The sequence below is a fragment of the Desulfosporosinus acidiphilus SJ4 genome (assembly GCF_000255115.2).
Lineage (GTDB): Bacteria > Bacillota > Desulfitobacteriia > Desulfitobacteriales > Desulfitobacteriaceae > Desulfosporosinus > Desulfosporosinus acidiphilus.
The window spans coordinates 3,583,087-3,608,390 of sequence record NC_018068.1 but is presented as its reverse complement, the minus strand read 5'-3'; the positions used below and the strand labels follow the sequence as shown (position 1 = coordinate 3,608,390).

26 protein-coding genes are annotated in these 25,304 nt (G+C 44.5%); 25 read left to right on the top strand and 1 reads right to left on the bottom strand.

The window, feature by feature from the left end; genetic code table 11:
* The first annotated feature begins 15 nt into the window (after nucleotides 1–15).
* The 17 genes from nifS (at nucleotide 16) to DESACI_RS16420 (ending at nucleotide 14,860) form a co-directional block, all read left to right on the top strand.
* Nucleotides 16–1,200: a cysteine desulfurase NifS gene (gene nifS / locus DESACI_RS16500; RefSeq protein WP_014828337.1), complete on the top strand. Its 1,185-nt coding sequence runs from the start codon at nucleotides 16–18 to the stop codon at nucleotides 1,198–1,200.
* 119 nt (nucleotides 1,201–1,319) lie between these two features.
* Nucleotides 1,320–1,697, top strand: a complete 378-nt coding sequence (gene nifU, locus DESACI_RS16495; protein ID WP_014828336.1) for a Fe-S cluster assembly scaffold protein NifU — start codon at nucleotides 1,320–1,322, stop codon at nucleotides 1,695–1,697.
* A gap of 6 nt (nucleotides 1,698–1,703) precedes the next feature.
* Nucleotides 1,704–2,807 carry a tRNA 2-thiouridine(34) synthase MnmA gene (gene mnmA / locus DESACI_RS16490; RefSeq protein ID WP_014828335.1) on the top strand — a complete coding sequence of 368 codons (1,104 nt, stop codon included), beginning with the start codon at nucleotides 1,704–1,706 and terminating at the stop codon, nucleotides 2,805–2,807.
* A 73-nt stretch (nucleotides 2,808–2,880) separates the two neighbouring features.
* Complete coding sequence (locus DESACI_RS16485; protein WP_014828334.1) at nucleotides 2,881–3,375, top strand: PRC-barrel domain-containing protein; 495 nt, start codon at nucleotides 2,881–2,883, stop codon at nucleotides 3,373–3,375.
* Nucleotides 3,372–3,566 carry a hypothetical protein gene (locus DESACI_RS16480; protein WP_014828333.1) on the top strand — a complete coding sequence of 65 codons (195 nt, stop codon included), beginning with the start codon at nucleotides 3,372–3,374 and terminating at the stop codon, nucleotides 3,564–3,566. Before DESACI_RS16485 ends, DESACI_RS16480 begins: the two co-directional genes overlap by 4 nt.
* Before the next feature lie 304 nt (nucleotides 3,567–3,870).
* Complete coding sequence (locus DESACI_RS16475) at nucleotides 3,871–4,929, top strand: AI-2E family transporter (protein ID WP_014828332.1); 1,059 nt, start codon at nucleotides 3,871–3,873, stop codon at nucleotides 4,927–4,929.
* A gap of 308 nt (nucleotides 4,930–5,237) precedes the next feature.
* Complete coding sequence (gene alaS / locus DESACI_RS16470; protein WP_014828330.1) at nucleotides 5,238–7,868, top strand: alanine--tRNA ligase; 2,631 nt, start codon at nucleotides 5,238–5,240, stop codon at nucleotides 7,866–7,868.
* 73 nt (nucleotides 7,869–7,941) lie between these two features.
* The gene (locus DESACI_RS16465) at nucleotides 7,942–8,193 is read left to right on the top strand and encodes an IreB family regulatory phosphoprotein (protein WP_014828329.1); all 252 of its coding nucleotides are present in this window, start codon (nucleotides 7,942–7,944) and stop codon (nucleotides 8,191–8,193) included.
* 121 nt (nucleotides 8,194–8,314) lie between these two features.
* Nucleotides 8,315–9,256 carry an aldo/keto reductase gene (locus DESACI_RS16460; protein WP_014828328.1) on the top strand — a complete coding sequence of 314 codons (942 nt, stop codon included), beginning with the start codon at nucleotides 8,315–8,317 and terminating at the stop codon, nucleotides 9,254–9,256.
* The gene (locus DESACI_RS16455; RefSeq protein ID WP_207643899.1) at nucleotides 9,238–9,441 is read left to right on the top strand and encodes a hypothetical protein; all 204 of its coding nucleotides are present in this window, start codon (nucleotides 9,238–9,240) and stop codon (nucleotides 9,439–9,441) included. The genes DESACI_RS16460 and DESACI_RS16455 overlap by 19 nt, the downstream gene beginning before the upstream one ends.
* Nucleotides 9,442–9,466: 25 nt before the next feature.
* Nucleotides 9,467–9,889 (top strand): Holliday junction resolvase RuvX, encoded by a 423-nt coding sequence (gene ruvX / locus DESACI_RS16450; protein WP_014828326.1) that lies wholly within the window; start codon nucleotides 9,467–9,469, stop codon nucleotides 9,887–9,889.
* A gap of 63 nt (nucleotides 9,890–9,952) precedes the next feature.
* Complete coding sequence (locus DESACI_RS16445; protein WP_014828325.1) at nucleotides 9,953–10,276, top strand: DUF1292 domain-containing protein; 324 nt, start codon at nucleotides 9,953–9,955, stop codon at nucleotides 10,274–10,276.
* Between the two features lie 212 nt (nucleotides 10,277–10,488).
* The gene (locus DESACI_RS16440; protein ID WP_014828324.1) at nucleotides 10,489–11,781 is read left to right on the top strand and encodes a VanW family protein; all 1,293 of its coding nucleotides are present in this window, start codon (nucleotides 10,489–10,491) and stop codon (nucleotides 11,779–11,781) included.
* 35 nt (nucleotides 11,782–11,816) lie between these two features.
* Entirely contained in the window at nucleotides 11,817–12,836 is a 1,020-nt protein-coding gene (mltG, locus tag DESACI_RS16435; protein ID WP_014828323.1) for an endolytic transglycosylase MltG, read from the top strand.
* 187 nt (nucleotides 12,837–13,023) lie between these two features.
* Entirely contained in the window at nucleotides 13,024–14,283 is a 1,260-nt protein-coding gene (locus tag DESACI_RS16430; protein ID WP_014828322.1) for a peptidase U32 family protein, read from the top strand.
* A gap of 65 nt (nucleotides 14,284–14,348) precedes the next feature.
* Nucleotides 14,349–14,594 carry a DUF4911 domain-containing protein gene (locus DESACI_RS16425; protein WP_014828321.1) on the top strand — a complete coding sequence of 82 codons (246 nt, stop codon included), beginning with the start codon at nucleotides 14,349–14,351 and terminating at the stop codon, nucleotides 14,592–14,594.
* A 26-nt stretch (nucleotides 14,595–14,620) separates the two neighbouring features.
* Entirely contained in the window at nucleotides 14,621–14,860 is a 240-nt protein-coding gene (locus DESACI_RS16420) for a DUF4911 domain-containing protein (RefSeq protein WP_014828320.1), read from the top strand.
* 174 nt (nucleotides 14,861–15,034) lie between these two features.
* Here DESACI_RS16420 and DESACI_RS16415 read toward each other — a convergent pair whose 3' ends face one another.
* Nucleotides 15,035–16,900: a cell wall-binding repeat-containing protein gene (locus DESACI_RS16415; RefSeq protein ID WP_014828319.1), complete on the bottom strand. Its 1,866-nt coding sequence runs from the start codon at nucleotides 16,898–16,900 to the stop codon at nucleotides 15,035–15,037.
* A gap of 323 nt (nucleotides 16,901–17,223) precedes the next feature.
* Here DESACI_RS16415 and DESACI_RS16410 point away from each other — a divergent pair, with 323 nt between their 5' ends.
* The 8 genes from DESACI_RS16410 (at nucleotide 17,224) to DESACI_RS16375 (ending at nucleotide 25,298) form a co-directional block, all read left to right on the top strand.
* On the top strand, nucleotides 17,224–17,685 hold the full coding sequence (locus tag DESACI_RS16410) for a type II secretion system protein (RefSeq protein WP_041276117.1): 462 nt from the start codon (nucleotides 17,224–17,226) through the stop codon (nucleotides 17,683–17,685).
* 73 nt (nucleotides 17,686–17,758) lie between these two features.
* Entirely contained in the window at nucleotides 17,759–20,110 is a 2,352-nt protein-coding gene (locus DESACI_RS16405; protein ID WP_014828318.1) for an O-antigen ligase family protein, read from the top strand.
* A 169-nt stretch (nucleotides 20,111–20,279) separates the two neighbouring features.
* Nucleotides 20,280–20,768, top strand: coding sequence for a prepilin-type N-terminal cleavage/methylation domain-containing protein (locus tag DESACI_RS16400; RefSeq protein ID WP_014828317.1), 489 nt, complete (start codon nucleotides 20,280–20,282; stop codon nucleotides 20,766–20,768).
* Nucleotides 20,769–20,856: 88 nt separating this feature from the next.
* A complete protein-coding gene (locus DESACI_RS16395) occupies nucleotides 20,857–22,572 on the top strand; it encodes a GspE/PulE family protein (protein WP_014828316.1) in 1,716 nt (571 codons plus the stop codon).
* A 19-nt stretch (nucleotides 22,573–22,591) separates the two neighbouring features.
* Nucleotides 22,592–23,806 (top strand): type II secretion system F family protein, encoded by a 1,215-nt coding sequence (locus DESACI_RS16390; RefSeq protein WP_014828315.1) that lies wholly within the window; start codon nucleotides 22,592–22,594, stop codon nucleotides 23,804–23,806.
* On the top strand, nucleotides 23,806–24,297 hold the full coding sequence (locus tag DESACI_RS16385; RefSeq protein ID WP_014828314.1) for a pilus assembly FimT family protein: 492 nt from the start codon (nucleotides 23,806–23,808) through the stop codon (nucleotides 24,295–24,297). The genes DESACI_RS16390 and DESACI_RS16385 overlap by 1 nt, the downstream gene beginning before the upstream one ends.
* 30 nt (nucleotides 24,298–24,327) lie before the next feature.
* Entirely contained in the window at nucleotides 24,328–24,720 is a 393-nt protein-coding gene (locus DESACI_RS16380) for a type IV pilus modification PilV family protein (protein WP_014828313.1), read from the top strand.
* Nucleotides 24,717–25,298: a PulJ/GspJ family protein gene (locus tag DESACI_RS16375; protein ID WP_083845611.1), complete on the top strand. Its 582-nt coding sequence runs from the start codon at nucleotides 24,717–24,719 to the stop codon at nucleotides 25,296–25,298. Before DESACI_RS16380 ends, DESACI_RS16375 begins: the two co-directional genes overlap by 4 nt.
* Nucleotides 25,299–25,304: the final 6 nt, after the last annotated feature.

Here is a 25,304-nt window from a genome sequence, read left to right as displayed (position 1 = left end):
AAAGGGAGTGAGCCTATGCGGCGTGTTTATTTAGATCACAGTGCAACCACCCCGGTTGATCCGGAAGTAGCGGCTTTAATGATGACTTACTATACTGAGAAATATGGAAATCCCTCAAGTGTTCATAGTTTTGGCAGAGAAGCCAAACAGGCACTGGAGGAAGCCCGGCGTCAGGTTGCTGAACTAATCGGTGCTGAACCTTCAGAAATTACCTTTACCAGCGGAGGAACAGAGGCTGATAATCTGGCTATTCTAGGATCAGCAGAAGCCTTGAGTAAGAAAGGCAAGCATATTATTACGTCTTCGGTGGAACATCACGCTGTTCTCGAGACTTGCGAATATTTGGAGAAAAACGGTTTTGACCTAACAATTATTCCGGTAGATGAAGAGGGTATTGTTTCGGTCGAAAACATCAAGAAGGCTATTCGCCCGGACACAATTCTGATTACAATGATGCACGCCAACAATGAAGTTGGAGCAATTCAGCCTGTTGCCGAAATCGGCAAGCTGGCCAAAGAACACGGCATAGTTTTCCATGTGGATGCTGTTCAGTCTCTTGGCAAAATTCCCATTGATGTAAAAGCCATGAATATCGATCTCTTGACCATCTCAAGCCATAAAATCTACGGTCCTAAAGGGGTCGGAGCACTCTATATCCGTAAAGGAGTCCGGGTTGCTCCCCGGATTTATGGCGGCGGACAGGAAAAGAAACGTCGTTCGGGGACTGAAAATACACCGGGAATTATAGGCTTCGGCAAGGCTTGTGAACTTGCCGGTCAGCGAATAGCTGAAGATGCTCAGCGGCTCAGTAAACTTCGGGATAAACTTTTAAATGGCATTGTTGAGAAGATTGACTATGTCAAGATCAACGGACCTCTGGGCGAAAAGAGATTGCCCAACAATGTCAATGTCAGCATCCAATTTGTTGAAGGTGAGTCCCTGCTGCTTTCTCTCGATATGCTTGGAATTGCGGCTTCCAGCGGCTCGGCCTGCACCTCGGGTTCCTTGGACCCTTCCCATGTCTTGCTGGCAATGGGGTTAGTTCACGAAATAGCTCATGGTTCGCTGCGCTTTACTCTTGGACGTCAAAATACCGAAGAAGACATTGACTATGTACTTGAACAATTACCGAAGATCGTTGAGCGTTTGCGTATGATGTCCCCGCTCTACGATCAAGCGATGCACGCAAAGCAAGCATAGAAATTCGAATGACGCAAACTCAATTGAATCTAAATTAAAAGTCTCTGATGCTGTCAGAGAGCCAACTAGAAAATCATTCAAAGCAATTGTTGAAAAACGGATAAAGGAGTGGGTGAAGAATGTACACTGAAAAAGTGATGGATCATTTTACAAATCCTCGTAATGTAGGAGAAATTGAAAACGCTGACGGTGTCGGCGAAGTTGGGAATGCTAAATGTGGAGATATCATGCGTATTTACCTGGACGTAGAAGGGGATATTATAAAAGACGTTAAGTTTAAGACTTTTGGCTGTGGAGCCGCCGTTGCGACAAGCAGTATGGTTACGGAAATGGTTAAAGGAAAAACTCTTGAAGAAGCCTTGGAAATTTCCAATGCCGCTGTGGCCGAAGCCTTAGGCGGGCTGCCACCGGCAAAAATGCACTGTTCCAACCTGGCAGCCGATGCCCTTCATGCAGCCATTAAAGATTACCATGAAAAACAGGGAAAAAAGGAATAGGTGATTATGGCTCTGACAACAAAGCCTAAAGTTGTGGTTGGTATGAGCGGCGGTGTGGATAGTTCCATGGCCGCCGCTTTACTTAAAGAACAGGGGTATGAAGTGATTGGGGTAACTTTGCAGATCTGGGAATCGGCCGGACCGGAAGTAGAAGGCGGCTGTTGTACTATATCGGCTATTGACGATGCCCGGCGGGTTGCGTATCAACTGGGAATACCCCATTATGTTATGAATTTTCGCTCCTATTTTCAGGAATCAGTGGTAGACTATTTTACTAAGTCTTATTTGCAGGGAGAAACTCCTAACCCATGTCTGGCCTGCAATAAATATGTTAAATTCGGAGAAATGCTGCGCAAAGCTCGTGGCTTGGGAGCGGACTACATAGCAACAGGTCATTATGCCCAAGTATTACGCGACCCTGTCAGCGACCGCTTTCTGTTAAGTAAAAGTTCTGATGAACGTAAGGATCAAACCTATGCCCTCTATATGTTAAATCAAGAACAACTGGCGCATACAATATTCCCTTTGGGAGAGTATACGAAAGATCAAGTTCGTAAAATGGCCGGTAAATTGGGCTTAGGGGTCGCGAACAAACCGGACAGTCAAGAGATCTGCTTCGTACCTGATAATGACTACGCTTCATTTGTCCGCCAGCGATCCAACGCTAAGATTAAACCTGGGAATTTTGTAGATCTCCAGGGAAATATTTTAGGAAAACATCAGGGGATTATTCATTATACCGTTGGTCAGCGCAAGGGACTGGGGATTGCTTTTGGAAAACCCAAATATGTTATCGGTTTAAACCCCTCTCGTAATGAGGTTGTTTTGGGAGAAGACCAGGAGGTCTATTCCGACTCCCTTTGGGCAACGGATTTAAACTGGATTTCAATTTCCGATTTAAAAGAACCAATCAAGGTTAAAGCGAAAATTCGTTATAACTCTGCCGGGGCTGAAGCAACAGTAACTCCTTCAACTCACGGAAAGACTTCCGGTGTCCTAGTGAATTTTTCTGAACCTCAGCGCGCAGTGACACCAGGGCAAGCCGTCGTTTTTTATCAAGGAAATTTGGTTGTAGGCGGGGGCAAAATCACCTCAAAAACTGTTTATTAATTTTACCAATTTTATGAATGAATTTCTGAGTACCGGGGAAGAGTATAGTTAGGATTTCTTAGGAGGTGAAGAGGTGCGTCGCTCACGTGAGATTGTCGGTTTGCCGGTCTTGGATTTGAAAAATGGAGCCGCCGTCGGGTGGGTCCAGGATTTGGTCTTGGATACTACCAAGGATGAACTTGCCGGGATTCTCCTAGAAGGCGGGCATCTTTTTCACTCAACGAAAGGAATTCCCCGCAGGGCCATTGTGAGCGTGGGCAAGGATGCTGTAACAATCCAAGAAAAGAATTTGGAAGAACTCCAGGGAACACGATGGTCTGAAAAAATCGGGAACGAAGTCTATACCCAAGCTGGAGACTCAAGAGGAACGATTGAGGATATTTTTGTTGATGATTCCGCGGAAAAGTTGGTTGGCTTTGAGATCTCTGACGGACTCTTCGCAGACCTTCTTCATGGCCGGGGCACGATCCTGCGGCCGCACGTCATGATCGATGGGAAAGATATCTTAATCGTTGATAATCAAGTATCTCCCTTGGATCAAGCAAATGAAGGGGGCTTTCAATCATGAATTGTCCGGTTTGCTCAGGGCGCGCCATTGGTAAAGTAGGGGTTGAACAGTTCTATTGTTGGGATTGCTGTGTGGAATTCACAACCCAGACAGACAAAGTTGTCGTTTACGATTTGGCAGAAGACGGTTCGCTGGTTGCTTGGAATGACCCGTCTATAGCCCAGGAGACTTCCAGCGCAGTCGCAGAATAATTTTTCGAACCTCAAGGAGGTTAAAGGTAGCACGTTGATGGCAGTTTTAGGCCTTCGTGTGATTCTTGCAGGGCCTAAAAGCGGGTGACTGAAGCGTGGTATGAAGTTTCTAGAATCCGAGTTAAGGAAATGAATCTAATTTGGATTTGCTAAAGCGCGCGCTTGGCGCGCTTTTTTTATACTATCTGAAAGTATAACCTACGGTTAAATACTGCAAGAAGAGCTAATTCGTGCGAAGACAGTGTCTTCGCGCGCCAGTCAAGTTTTCTTTATACCATTATGATGAGCGAGGGCGTTATCCTTGATGAATGCGAATATAACCCATCCCTATTGGAAGAGGCTTCCTTGGAAATGGTTATTTGCCGTTTTCTGCCTTGCTCTGGGAATACTGGTGCTGATAAGAGTTCGAACGATCTTGGGCCCCTTTGTTTTGGGATTTTTGCTGGCCTATTTATTGAACCCCTTTGTTGAAGGGCTGGAGAGGTATGGAATTAGTCGTAATAAATCAATTGCTATAATTTTCACCGGAATATTATTTATTATTGCCATGACAATCTTTCTGGTACTTCCGACGATTTATACGGAACTAGGTAAGTTAGCTTCAATTCTGCCGGCCACGCTGCAGACAATGTCAGAACGAATCGATGAATTTCGTGAGCATTTTAAAGAAAGTGGATTGCCCAACAGGGTAGCTATCGTCATAGACCAACACCTTGGGCAGGGGGAAATTTTACTTGCTGAATGGCTCAAAAAGGTTATAGCCAGTTTACCCAGTGTTTTGTCCAGTGTGACGCTTTACATATTATCTCCGATGATTACTATCTATTTGTTGGCTGACTGGAAGAAGATCGGAATACGATTTTTCCGCTTGGTTCCTCAGCGCCAGCGTATGGGTTGGAGACGTTTGTGGCAAGACATAAGCCATACCGTGCGGCGATTTGTGAAGGGTAATCTGCTCGTGGCAGTAATTGTTGGATTCCTTATTGGGATCGGGGTAAAATTGGTGGGGATGGATTATGCCTTACTGATCGGCTTGTTGTGTGGGGTATTTGACTTAATTCCCTATTTCGGGCCTTTCATCGGAGCCGTGCCTTCAGTACTGCTAGCCTTAATTAAGTCTCCGGGAATGGCCTTAAAGGTAGTTCTGGTTATCTTGGTTGTTCAGCAGATTGAAGGAAATTTAATATCACCAAAACTGATGGGAGACAGTGTTGGACTTCACCCGCTGTGGATTATGTTTGTCCTGTTGGCCGGCGGCGAGGTAGCGGGGTTTTGGGGATTGTTGTTTGCAGTTCCTCTTGCAGCTGTCATTAAGGTTGTGATCAAGCACATCTATAATAAGCTTGTCTCATCCCGCGTTTAAGGTGGTTGACAAAGAACTCATTCCCTGTATATACTTTAGAAACAATGAGAATTTGTGTAAAACAATGAGAATAAATGTTTATCAGCCCGAAATTAAGCAGGGTAGCAGCTCTAAGACATCTCGTCCCTGACAGTAACAGGGAAGAGATTATTTTTTTATACCTGCCGCTTTCGCCGGAGGCTGCAAGAATGCTAATTCGTGCGAAGACAGTGTCTGCAAGTATGCTAATTCGTGCGAAGACAGTGTCTTCGTGAGCGCCAGCTAAGTTTTCTTTATTAGCGGGATGAAGCTAAAGGAGTGTTTAAGGAATGTATACAGGTAATGAATTAAGGGACATGTTTCGTAAGTTTTTTGAAGAGAGAGGGCATAAGATCTTACCTAGCGCTTCACTCATTCCCAAGGACGATCCAACCTTGTTATTAACGGTTGCGGGCATGGTTCCCTTTAAACCATATTTCCAGCGTCGCGTCGAGCCACCTTTTCCCAGAGCGACAACGGCTCAGAAGTGTGTCCGGACACCTGATTTAGAAGAAGTGGGGAAGACCGCACGTCACCATACATATTTTGAAATGCTGGGGAACTTTTCCTTTGGCGATTATTTCAAAAAGGAAGTTATTCCCTGGGCTTGGGAGTATGTTACTCAAGTCTTGAAGATTCCTGCAGAAAAACTTTGGATCACCGTTTATCCTGAAGATGATGAAGCCAGACAACTATGGATAGAGAAAGCAGGGGTTAAGCCGGAAAGAATTATCGGCGACCCGGAAAATTTTTGGGCCGCCGGCCCCACAGGTCCTTGCGGACCTTGTTCGGAAATCTATGTTGATCTCGGTGAGACCAGAGGGTGCGGTCGGCCGGAGTGCGCTGTAGGGTGCGATTGTGACCGCTTTTTGGAAATTTGGAATTTGGTCTTCATGCAGTATAATCGGGATGAAGCAGGCGTGTTAACGCCACTGCCTAAACAAAATATTGATACCGGGATGGGTCTTGAACGTATTGCCTCAGTCATGCAAGGGGTGGAGACTAACTTCGATACGGATTTGTTCCGACCCATTATCGATTTCGTTGCCGATCTTGCAGGCATTAAGTATAAGGAGAATCCTAAAAATGATCTGGCCTTGAAAGTAGTGGCAGATCACGTTCGGGCTATTTCTTTCATGCTGGCCGATGGCATACGACCGAACAATGAGGGGCGCGGGTATGTCTTGCGTCGGATTTTGCGACGGGCTGTTCGTTATGCGAAGCTTCTCGGAATAGATAAACCATTTTTAGAGTCAGTATTCCGAATTATTCAAAGAGATTATGCTCAAGCCTATCCGGAACTGAAAGACAATGAGAATTTTATTATTAATCATTTGAATTTAGAAGAGAAAAACTTTCAGGCTACCTTGGATCAAGGAACCCAAATGCTGCAAGAAAAGGTCAGGGAGCTTGTCGAGAAGGGTGAAACAGTTTTAGGCGGTTCCGATGCTTTCTACCTATACGAGACGTATGGCTTCCCGGTGGAGTTGACGGAAGAAATCCTAGCTGAGCAAGGACTTTCTGTGGACATGCCTTCGTTCCAGGCTTCAGCGGAAGAACATCGTCAGCGGGCTAAAGAACAGTCTCAGCAAATGAGGGCTGCCGCCGAAAGCGCGGATTTGATCCAAAGGGCCAAAGCCTTGGGAGTAACGCCTTTTCTCGGTTACCATCAAGTATCATGTGAGGCCAAGATCGAAGGCTTGTTTGTGGATGGAGACGAAAGGCAAGATGCCGGAGAAGGCGAAGAAGTGACAATTTTTCTCTCAGAAACTCCTTTCTACGCCGAGAGCGGCGGTCAAGTTTCAGATGAGGGTGTTCTGAGAACACCCCGTGCTGAGGCACGAGTCTTGGAGGTAAAAAAAGGAGTAACAGGTACCTTCTATCACCGTATTCAAATCCTCACCGGAGTGTTGCATTTGGGCGAAACGGTGGAAGCCGTCGTTAAAACATCTGCGCGTTCTGCGACAGCACGGCATCACAGTGCTACGCATCTTTTGCAGGCGGCACTGCGTTCTGTTCTGGGAGAGCATGTACAGCAAGCCGGATCTCTGGTGACACCTGAACGCTTGCGTTTCGACTTCACTCATTTTTCGCCGCTTACCCCTAGTGATTTAAAAGCAGTTGAAGGATTAATTAATGAAGCAATTTTAAAGAATATGAACGTTGATGCAACGGAAATGTCGTTGGATGAGGCTAAAAAGAGCGGGGCTACTGCTCTTTTCGGAGAAAAATATGGCGATACAGTACGTGTTGTAACTATGGGAACCTTTAGTAAAGAATTGTGCGGCGGGACTCATGTCCACAGCACCGGTGAAATCGGGCTGGTCAAAATACTCAGTGAAGGCGGGATTGGGGCTGGTTTGCGCAGAATCGAAGCAGTAGCCGGCTTAGAAGCTTTAGCTTATCTTCGTTCTCTTGAAGAGCAAGTAACAGAAGTCGCTCAGGCCCTGAAGGCTCAACCGGCCGATGTAGGCAAACGCGTTCAAGGTTTAGTGACCCAAGTTAAAGATCTGGAACGAGAGGTATCCCATCTTCAAGCTAAATTGAGTAAAAACGAAGCGGAAGGGTTATTAGGCAAAGTCGTCGAGATTGAAGGGATTTCTGCTCTTGCTGCCCAAGTCCAAGCTGCCGATATGGAAGGACTCCGCCAGATGGCCGATCTATTACGAGGCAAACTTAAGAGCGGTGTGATTGTTCTGGGTGCTGTCAGTGAAGGAAAAGTAAACTTTGTAACAACTGTCAGTCCTACAGGTTTAAGCGGGCTTCATGCCGGACAGATTATAAAAGAAGTGGCAAAAATCGCCGGTGGAAGCGGCGGCGGCCGACCGGATATGGCTCAAGCAGGCGGAAAAGATCCCGGTAAGGTGGGCGAGGCTATAGATAAAGTGCCAACAATTCTTCGAGGTCAACTGAAGAAATAGAGGAGAAAAAGTAGGACAGCGAGAATATATAGTTAGTAGGTTATGCTAAGGACAGCGAAAGGGGGACAGGAAAATGGATCGTATGGAAGAAACCATGATGTTTAAGGCTGTCGGGGAAGATGTATCCGCTCGTGATGTTCTGCAGAAAGTCTATGCGGCATTACAAGAAAAGGGATATGACCCTATTAACCAAATGGTGGGCTATCTGATGTCGGGTGACCCGGTCTATATCACCAGCCACAATCAGGCCCGGGCAATGATTCGTAAACTTGAACGCTTTGAGCTGATTGAAGAGCTTGTTAGGACCTACTTGCAAGAGAAATAAAGCCAGATCAAGGCTTAGACTTTTAAAAGAATGTTTTATGTAAAATCACTTCGAAACTCCGCATTACAATATCGTGGTGCGGGGTTCGTTATTTCGCCTTTGACCACGGAAGGAGATAGAGATGAATCAGGTTAAACTAGGTTCGTGGGGGCCGGAAGTGTCTGAGATTTGCTTCGGGAGTTTGGCAATTTCCCCTTTGCAAGGCCGGGTCACTGAAGCTCAGGGAACTGAAGTTTTAAAGTATGCCTTTGAGCAGGGAATAAATTGGCTTGATACAGCAGAAATTTATGATAACTACGGTCAAATAGCCCAAGCTATCAAGGGTTATCCTCAGGTTCGCATCATCAGCAAGTCTTACGCTGTGACGGAGCAAGACATAAGGAAAAGTTTGGAGAAAGCACGTTCCGGACTCAATAGAGATTGTTTGGATTTCTTTTTGCTCCATGAACAAGAAAGTGCACTGACTTTAAAAGGACATTCAAGAGCTTGGGAAGAATTATTGCGTGCAAAAGAAAAGGGGATGGTGCGCTGGATTGGAATTTCAACTCATGCTGTGGAAGGTGTTCGTGCAGGGGCACTTCAGCCCGGACTGGATGTGATTCATCCAATCCTGAATTTTCAAGGGCTGGGTATTATAGATGGTTCTTTAGACGATATGTTAAAGGCCCTATCTTTTGCAGCAGAGCTCGGAATCGGGATTTATGCGATGAAAGTTTTTGGGGGCGGACATTTAAGCCAAGACCCTCAAAGAGCCGTTGATTTTGTCAGAAGGATTCCGGGGGTTCAAGCCATGGCTTTAGGCATGTCTAGTCAGGATGAAGTAGATTATAATCTTCTTCTGGTATCAGGCCAAGAAGTGCCTGGTGCCCTTAAAGAAAGGGTTAGGCATAAACCTAGGAAACTGTACATTGCGGATTGGTGTCAAGGATGCGGGCGTTGTGTGGAGGTTTGTCCGCAGAAGGCGTTGCAGCTTGAGGAGACGGCGGTTGTTGATCATGAGGCGTGTGTGTTGTGTGGATATTGCGGGAGGGTTTGTCCGCATTTTTGCTTAAAAATCGTATGATTAGAGATGAACGGGCGATTTGCACGGGAGACGTTGGGGTCGGGGGGAGTTGTATGGGCTCCGCTTCGCAAACTAGCGTAAATCGCTCAGCTCCGGCCATACAACTCCCCCAGCTCAGGGGTCAGGTGGAAGAGGTTTTTTGGGGGGATCGCCCGTTTCTTGTGGGGCGTGGGGCTTTGATATGAATTCTGGGTTGAGGAGGGTAGTTATATGCGGATTATGGGTTTGGATTTTGGCTCGAAGACGATTGGGGTGGCGGTGAGTGATGAGTTGTTTTATACGGCGCAGGGGGTTAAGACAATTCGGCGCTCTAAATCTGAGATAGAGGAACTGGGGATGTTGATTCAGGAGTATGGGATATCTGAGATTGTTATCGGCTATCCGAAGAATATGAATGGGACGTTAGGGCCTCGCTGTGCTTTGACGGATGAATTCATAGAGCGCTTGAGCTCGGAGTTTGGGCTTCCTGTAGAACGCTGGGATGAGCGTCTCAGCACTGTTGCGGCCCAGAGGACTTTGCTGGAAGCCGATGTGTCCCGGGGTAAAAGGAAACAGGTGATTGATAAAATGGCGGCGGTTTTTATTCTTCAAGGATATTTGGATCGCAGACATGCAAGAAATATTCCTAATTGAATATTTGACAATCATTACCTATAATAGTACAATGACCATATTCTTAGATAAGAGGTGAATCACATGTCTGATCATAAGCATGACCATGACCATGACCATTGTGAGCACGACGCTGAAGAGTTTGATACAGTCGTTCTCACAGATGATGAAGGAAAAGACCATGAGTTTCTTCATCTAGACACATTGGAAGTCGATGGCTCGACCTATTTTGTCTTGATGCCTATTTCGGAGGAAGACTCTGAAGATGAAGATGCTGATGAAGCCATTATTCTTAAACTCGGAAAGGATGCCGAGGGAGGCGAGATGCTGCTGGACATAGAAGATGACGAAGAGTGGGAAAAAGTAGCTGACGCCTGGGAAAATTTAGTTGATGCTGAAGAGGACTAATTTCGAGATTTAAATAGTAATATTTAACAATGAAAAACAATGAAACTCTGAAATTATAATACTGTCATGACAGAAGACCTCACGGGGATTATTCTTGTGAGACTTCTGTCATTTGTATTTTTAATGATAGTTATTTTTTAAATGATTAAATCCTCGCGATAAAGCCTGATCTCAACGGAAATACTAAATCCACGAAAGTGGAGGTGTGGGCGTTGAAAAAAGTTATTTTGTTATGCAGTTTAATGTTTTGGCTAATCGGAGGTTGTAGTCCGAATTCGAATTCGAATCAATCGAATCTCAATACCCAGAGACCTTCCACTCAAAGCTCGGTAATTCCTCAAGGAACAAAAGTGGATGATTTAGATTTAAGCGGGACACAGGTAAATGAGGTATCCGCGAAAATTGAGGACTGGGCGAAGGACAAACTGGAAGAATCTCGAATCCTGTTGTACAATGGAACAGAGGTTCCGATCACCTTAAAAGAGTTGGGGTTCGACTTGGATACCGAAAAAACCGTGGAAAATACTTTGCAAAGTCCCCAAAAAGTAACCGCGAGTGTTTTGAAAGCGGAACCATCGGTGGCGGTTCAGGTTCTCGAAGAGAAATTAAAGAAATTTAACAAGCCGCCTCAAAATGCTACGTATAAGATCCAAGGTGATAAAGTTGTCATTACTCCTGCCCAAAATGGCAGTAAAGTTGCCGTGGATCAATTCATCTCTAACCTACAAAAGAATTCCCTTGCTGAAGTTCCTCAAAAAATTGAAGTTCCGTTGGCAGAAGTTCCCGCCGCAGTTAGCACTGAATCGCTTAAGGCTTTAGCTTTTGATTCTGTTATAGGTGAATACAGCACCAAATTTTCTACCGGGGAAGTCAACCGTACTGAAAATTTAACGGCGGCCGCTAAAGCATTAAATGGTAAAGTCATAAAACCGGGTGGAACATTTTCCTTCAATCAAGCGGTAGGGCCTCGTGAGGCTGAAAATGGGTATAAACAGGCTTATGTCATCATCAACGGCGAGTATGTTAAAGGGACAGGAGGGGGCGTTTGCCAGGTTTCCTCGACCCTTTATAATGCTGTTTTACTTAGCAATTTAAAGGTGGCTGAAAGAGTGCCTCATGATGTCGCTGTAACTTATGTTCCGGCGGGTCAGGATGCTACAGTCAATTATCCCAATATTGATTTTAAATTTCAAAATAATACGGGCAGTTTAGTTTACTTAAAAAGTGATGTTAAACCTGGGGTTTTGACGATTAAGCTCTATGGTAAGAAAAATGGACAAACTGTTCGTATTGAACGACAAGTCGAGAAGGTTACTAAATATAAAACTATAAGGCGTTATGATGCGAGTTTGCCGAAGGGCAGAATAAAAGTGGAACAAACCGGCACGAATGGTACTATTGTCAGCGTGTATAAAGTAATACAGGATAATGGAAGTGTCACAAAGCAGTTGGTGGGTCGTGACTCTTATGCACCGGCAAATCGTATCTTGAAGGTCGGAACGTAAGGGTTACCTAGGGGCTTCGGAAAGAGAGAGTGGAAATGTGTCCTAAAAAAAAGAGTAGGGAGTTACGTACGGGAATCATATTGCTTATCTTAACGGGCTGTATGGTATTGTTGGCTTGGTGGTCTTGGGCCACTAAGCCCTACTCGTCTACAGGGAATAGTGTTAAAATTACCATTACGTCAGGGACGACAACCGATCAATTAGCAGAAGAATTAGTACAGCGTCATATTATCCGAAGTTCTTTCATGTTTCGTTGGTTAGTCAAGTCACAGCAGACAAGTTTTAAGATGTTTGCCGGGGAATATGAACTTGCACCGACGATGACACCGGAGGAAATAATTGAACGCTTAATTAAAGGGCAACAGGTTGCAGATTCTATCAGAATTACGATTCCGGAGGGTTATTCCACGGAGCAGATTATTGAGCTTCTTGTGCAAAAGGGACTGGGAAGTAAAGAAGAGTATACAAAGGTAGTAACTGAAGATACATTTCCCTACGCATTTTTACAAGGGACTCCCAAGGGAAACCATCGTTTGGAAGGGTTTCTTTCGCCAAACACTTATTTTATCGATCCCAAGACGAGTCCTCATGCTGTGATTGACATGTTTCTTCAACAGTTTGCCAAGGAACTGACACCAGAAGTTCAAACTCGGCTTTCAAGCATGAAACTATCAGTACTTCAGTGGGTAACCTTGGCCTCACTCGTAGAAAAGGAAGCAGTAAAAGAAACAGATCGCCCGTTAATTGCCTCAGTTTTGATGAATCGTTTAAAGGACAATATGCCTCTCCAGGTTGATGCCACAATTCAATTTCTGTTGGATGCGCCCAAGCAGAAACTCTTTAACAAGGATCTTCAAATTCCTTCGCCATATAATACGTATCTGCATCGTGGCTTACCCCCTGGTCCCATAGCCAATCCGGGAGATGCTTCCCTTCAAGCGGCTCTGTATCCGGCTAAAACGGATTATTTGTACTATGTGGCTAAGAAAGATGGCTACCATGCCTTTGCTAAGACTTATGCAGAACATCTGAAAAATATCAAATTGTATCAGTAGCAGGACTACTTTCGTATCATTAATTTCATAATGGTCCGATCAAGTCCCTCGAACGTTAATTTATGCACCGGAACGATGTTCCGTACCATTTCTATTGCTTCATAATCCTGGATTCTTTTCCGGTACCACTCAGGGATGGGATTGAGCCAGACGTACGCTGATTTTGAAAAAGATTAGGGGATACTCAATGAAAAAGCCTGAATTATTAGCTCCTGCGGGAGATTGGGAAAAGCTTACTTATGCACTGGCTTATGGGGCCGATGCAGTTTATATGGGAGGACAATCCTTTGGTCTGCGAGCTTACGCAGGCAATTTTGATCCGGATGAATTGGCGAGGGCTGTTGTTTGGACTCATGAGTGCAAAAAAAAGATCTACATTACCGTAAATATTTTTGCCCACGAAGCAGATTTTAAAGAATTGCCGGCTTATTTAAAACACTTAGAAACATTAGGAGTAGACGGGGCTATTGTCTCAGACCCCGGAATTATTGCTCTAGCTAAAGAAGTGTCTCCCCGCTTGCCTTTACATTTGAGTACTCAGGCCAATAATACCAATTCTTATTCCGTTCGTTTCTGGCTAAAACAGGGAGTAGAAAGGATTGTTCTCGCTCGGGAGCTGTCACTGGAAGAACTGCGGGAAATGCGTACTAAAGCTGAGGGCGGCTTGGAGGTTTTCATTCACGGGGCCATGTGCATGTCCTATTCAGGCCGGTGTCTGCTGAGCAACTATTTGACAGGAAGAGATGCCAATCGAGGGGAATGCACTCAACCATGCCGCTGGGGTTATGGATTGGTGGAAGAGAAACGCCCGGGGGAAGTTTTCCCCATCGAAGAAGATGAACGGGGAACATATATTTTTAACTCCCATGATTTATGTTTGCTGCCTCATTTGCCCCTTTTAAAACCTCTTAACTTGGACAGCTATAAGATTGAAGGACGGATGAAAAGCGTCCATTATGCAGCCAGTACCATTAAAGTCTATCGAGAAGCGATAGATACCCTCTGGGAGGAGGGAGAAGCAGCCTTCCGGGAAAAACTGCCCCGCTGGCTGGAGGAGATGGATAAAGTCAGTCACCGGGATTATTCTGATGGCTTCCTTTTTGGCAAACCAGGAGCTAAATCCCATAACCTCGAAACGTCTCATTATGTGCGGGACTATGATTTTGTAGGAGTTAGTTTGCGGGAAGAAGATGCCCAAGGTCTGTCAATGCCATCAGGCGAAGTCATGTCCTGGGTGGAGCAGAGGAACAACTTCAAGCGGGGAGAGGTTCTGGAAGTCTTGACGCCCCAGGGGGATCCCTGGTCTTTCCAAGTGCAGGAGATGTGGAATACTGAGGGGGAACCTGTAGAGGTGGCTCGCCATGCTCAACAGAAGCTGAGGATTAGGACTCCTAAGAAAATTCTGCCCTACGGTATTTTGCGGCGGGCGAAGAGTGATAAGAAATAGGTGATGTGGTTATTAGCTTAGCTTATATTACCTGTCGATAGCTTATAAGTTGGGGAGAGAAATGGATGAATTGTAATCTGCCAGAGTTATCAAGCCGCTTGTTTTCGGATGTTGATGTCGTTGTTAAAGCGCGTATGGAGCGGTCGGAGATGCAAATGCTCGATAAACTTGTTGAAGGTTTGGGACATTTGGGTGTTGTAACAACAACGAATAAGGCACTAGGGGAAGTAATGATTCAATCGACGAAACATTGCTGGCCCGATTTGAGGAGAGCTATCAAACAGATGCCCTTTGAAATAGAGTTCTTGTAAAAAAGTGATTGGGGATGTAAATAATAATGAATTTCTCGGAGCAAGCAGGAATTCGAGTTCCAGACGATGGCCTCGTGATAAGAGCGCGCATAGATCGTTCGCAAATTCAAATGCTTTGTAAGCTTGTGGAGGGGTTAGGCCATCTTGGTATTGTGACGACCACCAATAAAGAGCTAGGAGAAGTCATGTTTCAAACAACGAAGGATTGTTGGCCTGAGCTAAAGCAAGCAGTAGAAAAGATGCCTTTAGAGGTGCATTTTGTCTGATACCATAGACCTGCATTATGATTGTCTCGAAAAAACAAGAGTTCATGCTCCTTTAGAAGTGGAAGGAGCATGAACTCTTGTTTTTTAATCTCTAATACTAAATTCAAATTCTGAGTTCTTGGATAATAAAATTGGATTTGTATTTATTGGTGTCAATATTCTTGGGCTGCACAGTTAAAGGTTGAAGTCTTTTTCGGTAAGATAATTGTAATAGGCTTTTACAGGGCTGTAATCTCTGGTGAGATTCCCGCTTAGATACAACGACCTTAGCGTTGTTAATTCTTCCAGAGGAGTAAAGTCATCAATATTATTTACTGCTACATCAAGAAAGGTTAAAGAGGTTAGACCTTTTAAGGGAGAAACATCGTCAATCCCGCAGTTTCTAAGATCTAAATGGGTTAAGTTCGTCAGTTTTGCCAAACGGTTAAGATTACTGAGCTTATTTTTGCTGAGGTAAAGAGATTTTAAATTTGTAAAGTACTCTAATCCGCTTAAATCTGTAATTCCTGAATTTACAGCATATAAGTCTGTTATGCCAAGAACATCACTCTTATAAATTATTGAGCCGGGGGCTTTATTGATTCTTTGATAAATAATCTGTTTAAGGGCGGCATCTGGAATTTCAAGTTCACTGTCTGCTGTGACTTTCAGTATTAAGCTTACCTTTTGGGTAAGATCAGGAACGGTTCCTTCAAATTTATAGGTGCCAACTTTGCTTAAATCTACAGTCGTAATATCCCAAGTGACGGGAAGTGTTTTCACGGTATGATCCTTTAGAATGGCATCAACGGTTGTCGGAAATTCATAGTGCCCATTTTGAATGACTTCAGCAGTGATTCTATTCCAAACCGGGGTAACAGTTAAACTAAGATGAACTTTTTGGCTGAAATTCTTGATTGTCCCCTCCAAATCATAGGTTCCGGCCGACTGGGCGTTCAGAGCAGTCATTGTCCAGGTTACGGGAACTTTAGCCTTTGAACCGTTTGTGGTCGTCACAGTAACAGTTTTCGGAGGCTCGTACGCTTGTTTTTCTTGAACAGTGTCTGACATATTATCAACTGAGGCGATTTGGGGGGGAAGATCTGCAAGGTTTGCTTCAGTGGAGGCGCTGATTACACTTTCTCCCCCCATGATATAGAGTTGAGAAATAATGTTTGAGCTAATAAATGAGTTTGCCTGGCTTGATATAGTATTCCCTTTGAGTAAGAGCAAAGGATTCTTGTTTTTAGGTGCTAAAGCTGAAGCAGCCAGTGCATCCGGGAAATTCTCACCGGTTGCAAAATAAAGAGTATCAAAGTCAAGATTATCTTCGAACCTTGTGATTAAATTGATATTTCGCTCATAAGGGTCATCTCCGTTAATTTCTTCGTAATTCGGAAACTGCCGAATCACTTGGTCACTAAGTTCCGGATTGTCAATAATAATACTTGAGGGAATTATATTTCTATCGAGAAAGACCTTTTCACTTTCGGTTAAATCTTGTGGCGGGACTAACAAGAGAGGCATATCATTAGCCGCTGCAACCGGTCCTGCCGACAGAGCGTCGGGAAAATCTGTGCCGAGGGCAACAAACACTCCATTACTTAATCCGACTTTCTGAGCTACTTTAAGAGCAGTATCATAACGATCATCTCCTGCAAGCCGGATAGCAACAATATGCATGGCAGAAAGCTTGCTTTCGATGTGTTTAGAGACAACCGCATATCCTCCGACGATATAAACTTTACGGACTTTCAGACGCAGTAACTCCTCGGCCGTATCTGGATTTAAATCAGAAGAACCGGTTAATAAAATCGGTGCATCGAATTTGTGGGCTAAGGGTCCGGCGCTTAGAGCGTCAGGATAATCGTCGCCATAGGTGAGGACGGCAATATCTGATCCGTCAGGCCAACCCTTTTGACTGGCAGCTACGGCGGTTTGATAGCGGTCATAGCCGGAAATCCTGTCAGCGGGAGTAGCCGCACAGGCGGATGGCACATTAATGAAGATAATCATCGTAATAAAGAACGTGCAGAGAAGTACGTGTTTTCTGGTAAGCAATTCTTCACCCTCCTTTACCAATAATTTCTCTATCTATAATAAAAATCCTTTTTATTAAATAAATGAAATTTCAGGATTGCGTTGTTCAATGGCAAAAGGCTAAGAAACTTAACGAATAGGGGATAGCGGAGAACACCATTCGAAAGTTATTAATCATGTTATGCTAAAAAAATTGCTGTTTAGAAGATTAGCAATGGTATGAATTTCAATTTCTGGTATAATGATGAGGATATATTAAAATGTGCAAACTGAAGATGGAAATTATCTTTCAAGGGAAATTAAATGTTATTAGAAACATTTTTATGTGAATAAAGGGGCGATATATGACGGTGATTAAATTACATAGAGATGATGGGTTTACACTCATTGAACTTATGATAGTGATCGCGATTATTGGGATTTTGGCCTTAGCCTTAATTCCTCACTTCGGGGAGGTCAAAACAGCCGCTAAGGTAACAGGTATTGAAACGAATGTCAGATCTGTTGTAATAGCAATCTCAGGTATGCCGTCAAAGGACGATATTTCTGATGATTTAAATGCAACCATGGCCAATATGGCTAATCCTATAACTAATGAAAAAGGAGTCGACACACTTGACTCTCTCGATCAAACAAGCACCAAAGCAGTATATGTTTTCGATTCTGAAGAAACTACCTGGGATGATAACCCAAACTATAATGGAGCGGTTGTAGTCTATTCCCATGCTGACCACAGTGCTGATGTTTTTGCCATCGATGAAAACGGAAAGTCTATTGAGGATCTTCAAACAAAAGTAGAGCGCTAAACTTAAAGCAAAACAAGGCCCAGAAGGCCATTGCTTAGTTATTGCTTAACTGTAGGAGTTGGTTGTAATAGATATGGAGTATCAAATACAGAATAATCATCTAAAAAAACGATTCGGCTTGCGGGTCTGGCTGCAGCTTGGGATAGGGATCGTTCTTTTTTTGTCCCCATTTTTTCGAGGACTTTATTTTAACGATGACTGTTTCAATTTTCTAATAATCATAGGTATCATTTCAGGAGTCACTGCTTTAAGACGTTTTTTTTCCAGAGAAAGCTTCCCCTTTTCTTTGAACTTGATGGATCTTGGATTTACAGGTTTAGCATTATGGTACTTAGTATGTATTCCTTCGGCAGCCAGTATTGGAGATGCAATATTAGCCGCAATGCGTATCCTTGGTTACCTAAGTCTATACTATGCATCAGTTCAGCTGCTCACCAAGGATGCCATTAAGGTAGGTGTTTGGATTTTTGCCCTAACAGGAGCTTTGGTGACTTGTGTCGGAATCGGCTCCAGCATTGGCCTTCCCCAGGTTGCCGGAAGTTGGGGCGCAATCCTGAGCTCAACGTTTCAATATCATAATGCGTTAGGCGGCTATATGCTGATGGTTATTCCTGTCTGCATATTGCTTTTTCGGGAAGCAAAGCCCGGATGGCAGCGATATCTGGCCGCAAGTTTATTGTATCTGAATCTTTTGGGCTTAGTTGCTTCTCAGTCTCGCGGAGCTTATGTTCTATTTTTGCCGGTGCTCTTGCTCGTTCTTTTATCGTTTCGGAAAAAGGATAGGTTCCTACTTATGCTGCTGGCTCTTGGTTTGTGGGGCGCTGTGGATAATTGGACTCAGATTGCCTGGGCGGGTAATATGAAATCTCTCTCCGTACTTGTATGGCCTTGTATCGGATTGATGGGTATATGGTTTATCGTATGGCTTGAGCAGGGAATAAGGGGACGTGTGCCGGGTAGAGAAATTAGAACTGCGGGAATCATCGTTATTTTGGGGATATTAGTCCTTGGAACACTGCCTTTAATCGCGCCCGCCTGGGGTGAAGGCAGAGGGTCCAATACCATAGTGACTAAAATCCAATCTATAGATCCCCAGGATCATAATTTACAGGAACGATTCGCGTTTTATCACGATGCTCTCAAAATGGTTAGGGAGCGGCCGATCTTTGGGTTTGGGGGAAACGGCTGGGTTGTCGCATATAAAGGTTATCAAAGTTATTTATATTCTTCGAAAGAAACTCATGACGAACCTATTAAAATCCTAGTGGAAGCGGGGATTCCCGGATTATTGTTCTACTCTCTGATCTGGCTGGGCTTTCTTAGGCGCTGGCTAAAAACATGGCGAGAGCGAGCCAATGATTGGAATTATTTGCTGGGAATTTCGGTCATCGGCATCTTCCTGCATAGTTTGATGGATTTTGATCTTTCCGAAAGTGCTATCTTTTTTGCAATGGTAATTTTGATGGCAGTGCTGGGTTGCGATGAGAAGAATGAGGATCTTGCTTTGTCAGTGGAGCAAGAGACTCACGGTAAGAAACTTGTTTCTCAGAACTTCCGTTATTCGCCGAAGTTTGTCCGCGGAGTTACGGCGCTGATGATTCTGTTGGGAGCCGCCCTGGTCTCAGGAAGTATTAATATGAAGGAAGGGACACGCCAGGCTGCTCTAGCTGCCGATTCTCTCAGGGCCGGGTCTTATATAGCCACCATTCAAGAAAGCCAAACGGCTCTGAACTATTTTCCCTTCCAGTCAAGTGTTTACGCCAATTTAGCTCAGGCAGAGCTGGCGGAAGGATCTGCAGATCACAACCAAGGCCTGATTCGTCTGGCTGCACAGCATGTCCAACAGGCCACTTCATTGAATTCTACCGATCCGACTCTGCGCAGTGCAGCGGCAAGAGTCTATTCTTTTACGGGGTATCCGGAAAGAGCTTATCAAGAAGCTATAAAATGTCAGGAACTGTCATATCTTTATTCCCAGGGATATGAAGAAAGAGCTCAATATGCCTTGGACTATGCGGAACAGCTTCTTGAGAACGGAAATAAGCAGGAAGCAGTACAAGTCCTGGAACAAGTCCAAAGCTTACCCGGCCAAATTAATACTCGTTTTGCTCAACGAACCGATCAACAGCAGCGAATGCGGCGTTCCGGGCCAATGGTGGCGGTTACGCCACGTTTATGGATTTACCATGCTGAAGCATTAAGCCTCCTGGGGCAAAGAACGTTAGCCATTAATGAACTGGAAATGATTCGTTTTGACAGGGAATACGGCTGTGCAGCCCTACTGCTTGAAGGAATCATTAAGGAACAGGGGGGGAATAAAGCGGAGGGTTCCAGAGATATTCACCTTGCCGTACAAAGTCAGCCCCAGTTAAAGAGCAGCGAAGGAAAATTAAGAAAACTAATAGGAATTGGTCTTTTAAGCTAAAGTCCTCTGATAATTATGTTAGTTTTTATATTTCCTTAAATTTATTTGTCGAATAACAATGTATTTTTTCTAATATTATACAATTTATCCTGTTGACGGCTAATAAGGTAAACGTTTAATATTGCTTATATGAGACAAGTCAATAGGGCGAAGGACTTATATTTCCTTAATGAAAAAATGCAAGAAAGGGATGAATAAGTTGAAAAAGATGATCAAGCGCGGAAATGATGAAGGTTTTACGCTCATCGAACTTATGATTGTTATTGCGGTGATTGGGATTTTGGCCATTGTGTTGGTACCTAAAGTGGGGACGGTTAAGACTCAGGCGAGAACAACTGGTTTAGATACTAATTTAAGAATGGTGCAAGGATATGTGCAATCGAGAATAAGCGATTGGAATACTACATCTGGCCATGATGCAAGCACCATTGCAAGTGAAGTTTACAATGCTCTTATAACTGATCCCACTGACAAGATGCAAAATCCGTTTGAGAATAATAATATTGCAATACCCAGTACAGACGGAGTTGGACCATCTGTACCTGGTGAGGTGTATTTAAACACAACCATGGGTTCTAGTGGTTATGTATCTCAGGTAAATATAACGGCTTTAGATAGTAAGGGCATCGTCTATAAGACAATAACTATTAAGCCATAGGATAAATATTAGGTTGTTTTAGAAAAGGGTGTTTATCTAAACACCCTTTTACTATCTTCTTTTAAGTCCAAGAAAGGAGGCCCCCCCCTTGTCCCTACGACAGGATCGCAAACGTCTCGGAGAAATTCTCGTAACAGGTGGGGCAATTTCACCGACTCAACTAGATGAGGCTTTAGCTTTGCAGAAGACCTTGGGTCTTCGTCTTGGTGAAGTGTTAATTAAACAGGGTCTTGTCATGGAAGAGGAAATTCTGCGGACCATGCAAAGTCAATTGGGGCTGCCTTCCATAGATTTGAACCGCTTGGCCGTGCCGGAACAGGTGCTTAAGGCGCTCCCGGAAAACGTTGTCCGAAAATATGGCGTTTTACCTGTAGAACTAGAAAATGGACAGTTATTGGTGGCGATGAGTGATCCCACCGATTATTTTGCCTTAGATGATTTACGTTTGGCGGCAGGTATGGCTGTTAAGCCTTGTTTGGCCAAAAAGGCAGATATCCTTCTGGCCATTGATCGTTTCTATGGACGGAGCGGAGCGGAAAAGGCTGCTCGGGAATATGCCAAGAAAATGGGAGTAACGTCTATGGCGATGACCTCAACTTTGGCCTCACTAAACGCTATTGAGGGAGAAATCATAGATGAGGAATCAACTCCTATTGTCAAATTTCTCAATACAATTATCGAGAACGCAGTCAACAATCAGGCCAGTGATATCCATATTGAGCCGATTGAAGAAGAACTGAGAGTGCGTTTTCGAATTGATGGCGTGCTGCGGGAGATTATGCTTACTCCTATCAGTATGGCCAATCCGGTGGTCAGCCGGGTAAAAATTATGGCGGACCTAAACATTACGGAGCGTCGTTTACCGCAGGATGGCCGGATTTCCTATCTGGTCGGGGAGAAGATGATTGATCTTCGGGTATCCACAACACCAACCATGTATGGCGAAAAAGTTGTCCTGCGTATTTTGGACAAATCAAGTGTTATCCTGGATAAAGAAGCTCTGGGGCTTAGCGGAAGCGATTTAAACCTCTTTGAAAGTTTAATCTCCAAACCTTCCGGCATCGTCCTGGTTACCGGTCCGACGGGAAGCGGAAAAACTACGACGCTTTATACGGTTCTGAAAGAACTGAATGTCCCGGAAAAAAACCTGGTGACTCTGGAAGACCCGGTGGAGTTTAACTTTAGGGGAGTCAACCAAATTCAGGTTAACCCGAAAGCCGGACTTACCTTTGCCACAGGATTACGCTCTATCTTAAGGCAAGATCCGGATGTGATTATGGTGGGAGAGATGCGGGACAATGAGACAGCCCAAATTGCTGTGCGCTCAGCCTTAACAGGACATTTTGTGTTATCCACGATTCATACCAATGACGCTGCAAGTTCTATCGCTCGTCTTATGGATATGGAGATTGAGCCGTTTCTAATCTCTGCTTCGGTTTTGGGAATTATTTCCCAAAGATTGGTGCGGCGCATCTGCCAGCAATGTGCCATGGAGTATGAAGCGGGACCTTTAGAACATACCCTGCTTGAGATTCCCCCTGAGAACCGGATTCTCTTAAAGAAGGGAAAGGGCTGCCCCTATTGCAATAAAAGCGGCTATAAAGGAAGAATCGCGGTTTTTGAAATAATGCAGCTTACAGCTGGGCATCGTCAGCTCATTGACCGGAGAGCAACTGCGGATGAATTAAGGGCTTATGCCCTTGCTCATGGAATGAAGCCGCTTAAGCAAGCTGCATCACGGTTGGTTTTAGAAGGCGTTACCACCGTCGATGAGCTCCTGAGAGTTGCTTATGTAAACGAATAGGCTGAGGTGAACAGCAGAAATGCAATTTCGCTATCGAATTATTAATGAAGAAATGCGCGTGCAGAACGGTGTCTTGGATGCAGTTGATCTTGAAACCGCGAAACGGCAAATGCTCGAAAATCATTGGCAGGTGATCTCCCTAGAGAAGGTATCTGGGATTAGCCGATTGCTGACAATAAGTTTTAAAAATAAAGTTAAAGCTGAATCTCTGGCCTCCTTTTGTTCGCAAATGGCAATGATGATTCGTTCGGGGGCCAATTTAGTACGCGGTCTGGAGATTCTTCAGGCCCAGGTGGAGGACAAGCGTCTTCAAGAGGTTGTGGGTACCATTCACCGCAGTGTCAGCCGCGGAGATTCATTATCCATGGCCATGAGAGACTGCCCGGGAGCTTTACCGGAGCTGCTGATTAATTTAGTCAATGTTGGTGAAGAAAGCGGGAATCTGGATTCTGTTCTTGTCAGTATGGCTGAGTATTATGAGCGAGAAAACTTTATTCGCAAAAAGGTGACCAGTGCTTCAATTTACCCTATCATACTTACGATTGTCTTAATCGGACTTGTCATGCTGTTTATCAACTTTATTCTGCCGGAAATCACCGATTTAATGAAAGGAACGGGTCAAACCCTTCCCATTCCAACTCGGATGATTATTAATGGAGCAGATTATCTTAGTCACAACGGACTTTATCTCTTGCTCATGGCAATGATTATCATGGGTTTGATTGTCCGGCTGTTCAAAATCCCAAAGTATCGTTATGTCCTGGATTCCTCGCTGCTGCAAGTACCTGTTATTGGCAAGAGCATGAAAGACGTTGTCATAGCTCGCTTCAGCAGAACTCTTGCTTTATTTTTACATTCCTCGCTGCCCATTGTTCCGATTTTAACGTCACTGGAAAACATCGTGGGTAACGAAGTACCTCGTTTGGCTGTTGGGAGAGCCAAAGAGCGAATAATCCGGGGAGAAACCATGGCCTTGGCTTTTGGGGCGGAACCGTTCTTTGATCCTTTGGTTATACAAATGATGTCCATTGGCGAAGAGACCGGACGTATGGAGGAATTAATGCTTGAAGTTGCCAATCACTACGATAAACGAGTCGAGATTGGACTTACACGCCTAGTGTCTTTAATAGAGCCGCTTTTTACCATCATCATCGGTATTTTTGCCGGTGGGTTAATTATTTCCATTGCTTTGCCGATCTTCAATATGGCAAGCGGCGTCAGCGGTGCCAGATAATGAAAGAACGCGGCTTCACTCTGATTGAGATCATGTTGGTATTGGCGGTCATTGGGATAATAGCCACCGTGACTCTTCCTAAGTATCAGGCGGTGATGGATTATTATCACTTGGAGTCTTCTGCCCAGACGGTGATCGGACAGTTGAGATATGCAAAGCAGCTTGCCTTGGATCAGAGGAAAGAAATCTATCTGGCCATGGACAGAACCAGTGTTGAGGTAATTGATGGCGATGACAAGGAGTATGGAGGGGCGCAAAGCTTAGACAGTGGGGTGAACTTTGATGCTTCCGGCGCTGAAAGCCAAGGTTTAATGATTAATGCCGGTAAGGCAAAAGGCCTGCCCTATGTGGCTTATGATGCTCGGGGCTTTGTGGAAAACTCACCGGGCAGCAACGGTAAGATTAATATTGTCTTATCTGCAGTTCGAACGGGCAGTTCAGTGGTTATCGTTCTTGAGATACAAACAGGAAACATTACAGTTCAATGGTAATTGCGTTCTGGCATAAGACAGGGAGACGTTATGATGAGGCACAAGGGAGACGAGGGTATGACCCTCCTTGAGGTGGTTTTTGCCATCAGCATTTTGCTAATAGGTGTTACGTTTGTCGTTAAGAGTGACTCAGCGATGTATCACTATCGTTCTCACGATGAGCTTCGGCAACGGATGCTTTTTTATGCCGCCGGTCAAATGGAACGTGTGCTTGAAAATCAGTCAATTATTCAGGGAAACGACTCAGGGAGCCCTGAATACTCTGGTTTTCAGGTGGTGGTTAGTTCCAGCGATTATTCCGGAACTGAACTGGCCCCTATTCAGGGGCAGATGAAAGTTATTACGGTGACTGTTTCTGTTGTTCCCCCAACGACACACTCACCAGATCCTATCACACTAACAACTTGCAGGGTGGAACAATGATGAAAAGGCAGGGAACAATTCAGAACAGCACCCGAGGGTTTACGCTCCTGGAAGTTATGATCGCCCTATCAATTTTTAGTTTATTGTTGCTGTATGCTTCTCAGTTCATGCACTCCGAGATATCCGGTTATAATTCCGCTTCTAAGCAAAATGAATTAGAACAAAAAGAACGGATTGCCATGATGCAGCTCTTAGATGAACTTCGGTTAAACTGCTATACCTATTTTAAATCCACCTCCACGAACCAGGGAATCTATCAATACGCCAACGCGGCCGCGGCAGCGTCCGAATCGCAGGGAGATAACGATCCTTGTTTAATCTTTATTCAGACACCCGACTCCGAAGATCAGCCGCCGCCTTCAACGAAGATATTTTTTGAATACGATCAGAGTAAAGCCGCAGGCAGCCTATGGTACTTGAAGGACGAATTCAATAAGTATCTAATTGCCGATGACATTGCACAGATCAATCTTACCTCGGACGCTCATGATGAACGTATGGTAAAAATCAATATTACGGTCGGTGGTCACAACGATTCTCAACCCTATGAATTGATGACCTGGGCTCGCTTGAATTAAGGGGAG

What these genes read in the sequence shown, in the direction of transcription:
- DESACI_RS16445 (WP_014828325.1), top strand. Translation starts at nt 9,953, where the DNA reads ATGTCTGATCATAAGCATGACCATGACCATGACCATTGTGAGCACGAC.
- ruvX (WP_014828326.1), top strand. Translation starts at nt 9,467, where the DNA reads ATGCGGATTATGGGTTTGGATTTTGGCTCGAAGACGATTGGGGTGGCG.
- DESACI_RS16420 (WP_014828320.1), top strand. Translation starts at nt 14,621, where the DNA reads ATGAATTTCTCGGAGCAAGCAGGAATTCGAGTTCCAGACGATGGCCTC.
- mltG (WP_014828323.1), top strand. Translation starts at nt 11,817, where the DNA reads ATGTGTCCTAAAAAAAAGAGTAGGGAGTTACGTACGGGAATCATATTG.
- DESACI_RS16410 (WP_041276117.1), top strand. Translation starts at nt 17,224, where the DNA reads ATGACGGTGATTAAATTACATAGAGATGATGGGTTTACACTCATTGAA.
- DESACI_RS16375 (WP_083845611.1), top strand. Translation starts at nt 24,717, where the DNA reads ATGATGAAAAGGCAGGGAACAATTCAGAACAGCACCCGAGGGTTTACG.
- nifU (WP_014828336.1), top strand. Translation starts at nt 1,320, where the DNA reads ATGTACACTGAAAAAGTGATGGATCATTTTACAAATCCTCGTAATGTA.
- alaS (WP_014828330.1), top strand. Translation starts at nt 5,238, where the DNA reads ATGTATACAGGTAATGAATTAAGGGACATGTTTCGTAAGTTTTTTGAA.
- DESACI_RS16380 (WP_014828313.1), top strand. Translation starts at nt 24,328, where the DNA reads ATGATGAGGCACAAGGGAGACGAGGGTATGACCCTCCTTGAGGTGGTT.
- DESACI_RS16460 (WP_014828328.1), top strand. Translation starts at nt 8,315, where the DNA reads ATGAATCAGGTTAAACTAGGTTCGTGGGGGCCGGAAGTGTCTGAGATT.
- DESACI_RS16480 (WP_014828333.1), top strand. Translation starts at nt 3,372, where the DNA reads ATGAATTGTCCGGTTTGCTCAGGGCGCGCCATTGGTAAAGTAGGGGTT.
- DESACI_RS16430 (WP_014828322.1), top strand. Translation starts at nt 13,024, where the DNA reads ATGAAAAAGCCTGAATTATTAGCTCCTGCGGGAGATTGGGAAAAGCTT.
- DESACI_RS16385 (WP_014828314.1), top strand. Translation starts at nt 23,806, where the DNA reads ATGAAAGAACGCGGCTTCACTCTGATTGAGATCATGTTGGTATTGGCG.
- DESACI_RS16425 (WP_014828321.1), top strand. Translation starts at nt 14,349, where the DNA reads ATGAATTGTAATCTGCCAGAGTTATCAAGCCGCTTGTTTTCGGATGTT.
- DESACI_RS16405 (WP_014828318.1), top strand. Translation starts at nt 17,759, where the DNA reads ATGGAGTATCAAATACAGAATAATCATCTAAAAAAACGATTCGGCTTG.
- DESACI_RS16475 (WP_014828332.1), top strand. Translation starts at nt 3,871, where the DNA reads ATGAATGCGAATATAACCCATCCCTATTGGAAGAGGCTTCCTTGGAAA.
- mnmA (WP_014828335.1), top strand. Translation starts at nt 1,704, where the DNA reads ATGGCTCTGACAACAAAGCCTAAAGTTGTGGTTGGTATGAGCGGCGGT.
- DESACI_RS16465 (WP_014828329.1), top strand. Translation starts at nt 7,942, where the DNA reads ATGGATCGTATGGAAGAAACCATGATGTTTAAGGCTGTCGGGGAAGAT.
- DESACI_RS16390 (WP_014828315.1), top strand. Translation starts at nt 22,592, where the DNA reads ATGCAATTTCGCTATCGAATTATTAATGAAGAAATGCGCGTGCAGAAC.
- DESACI_RS16400 (WP_014828317.1), top strand. Translation starts at nt 20,280, where the DNA reads ATGAAAAAATGCAAGAAAGGGATGAATAAGTTGAAAAAGATGATCAAG.
- nifS (WP_014828337.1), top strand. Translation starts at nt 16, where the DNA reads ATGCGGCGTGTTTATTTAGATCACAGTGCAACCACCCCGGTTGATCCG.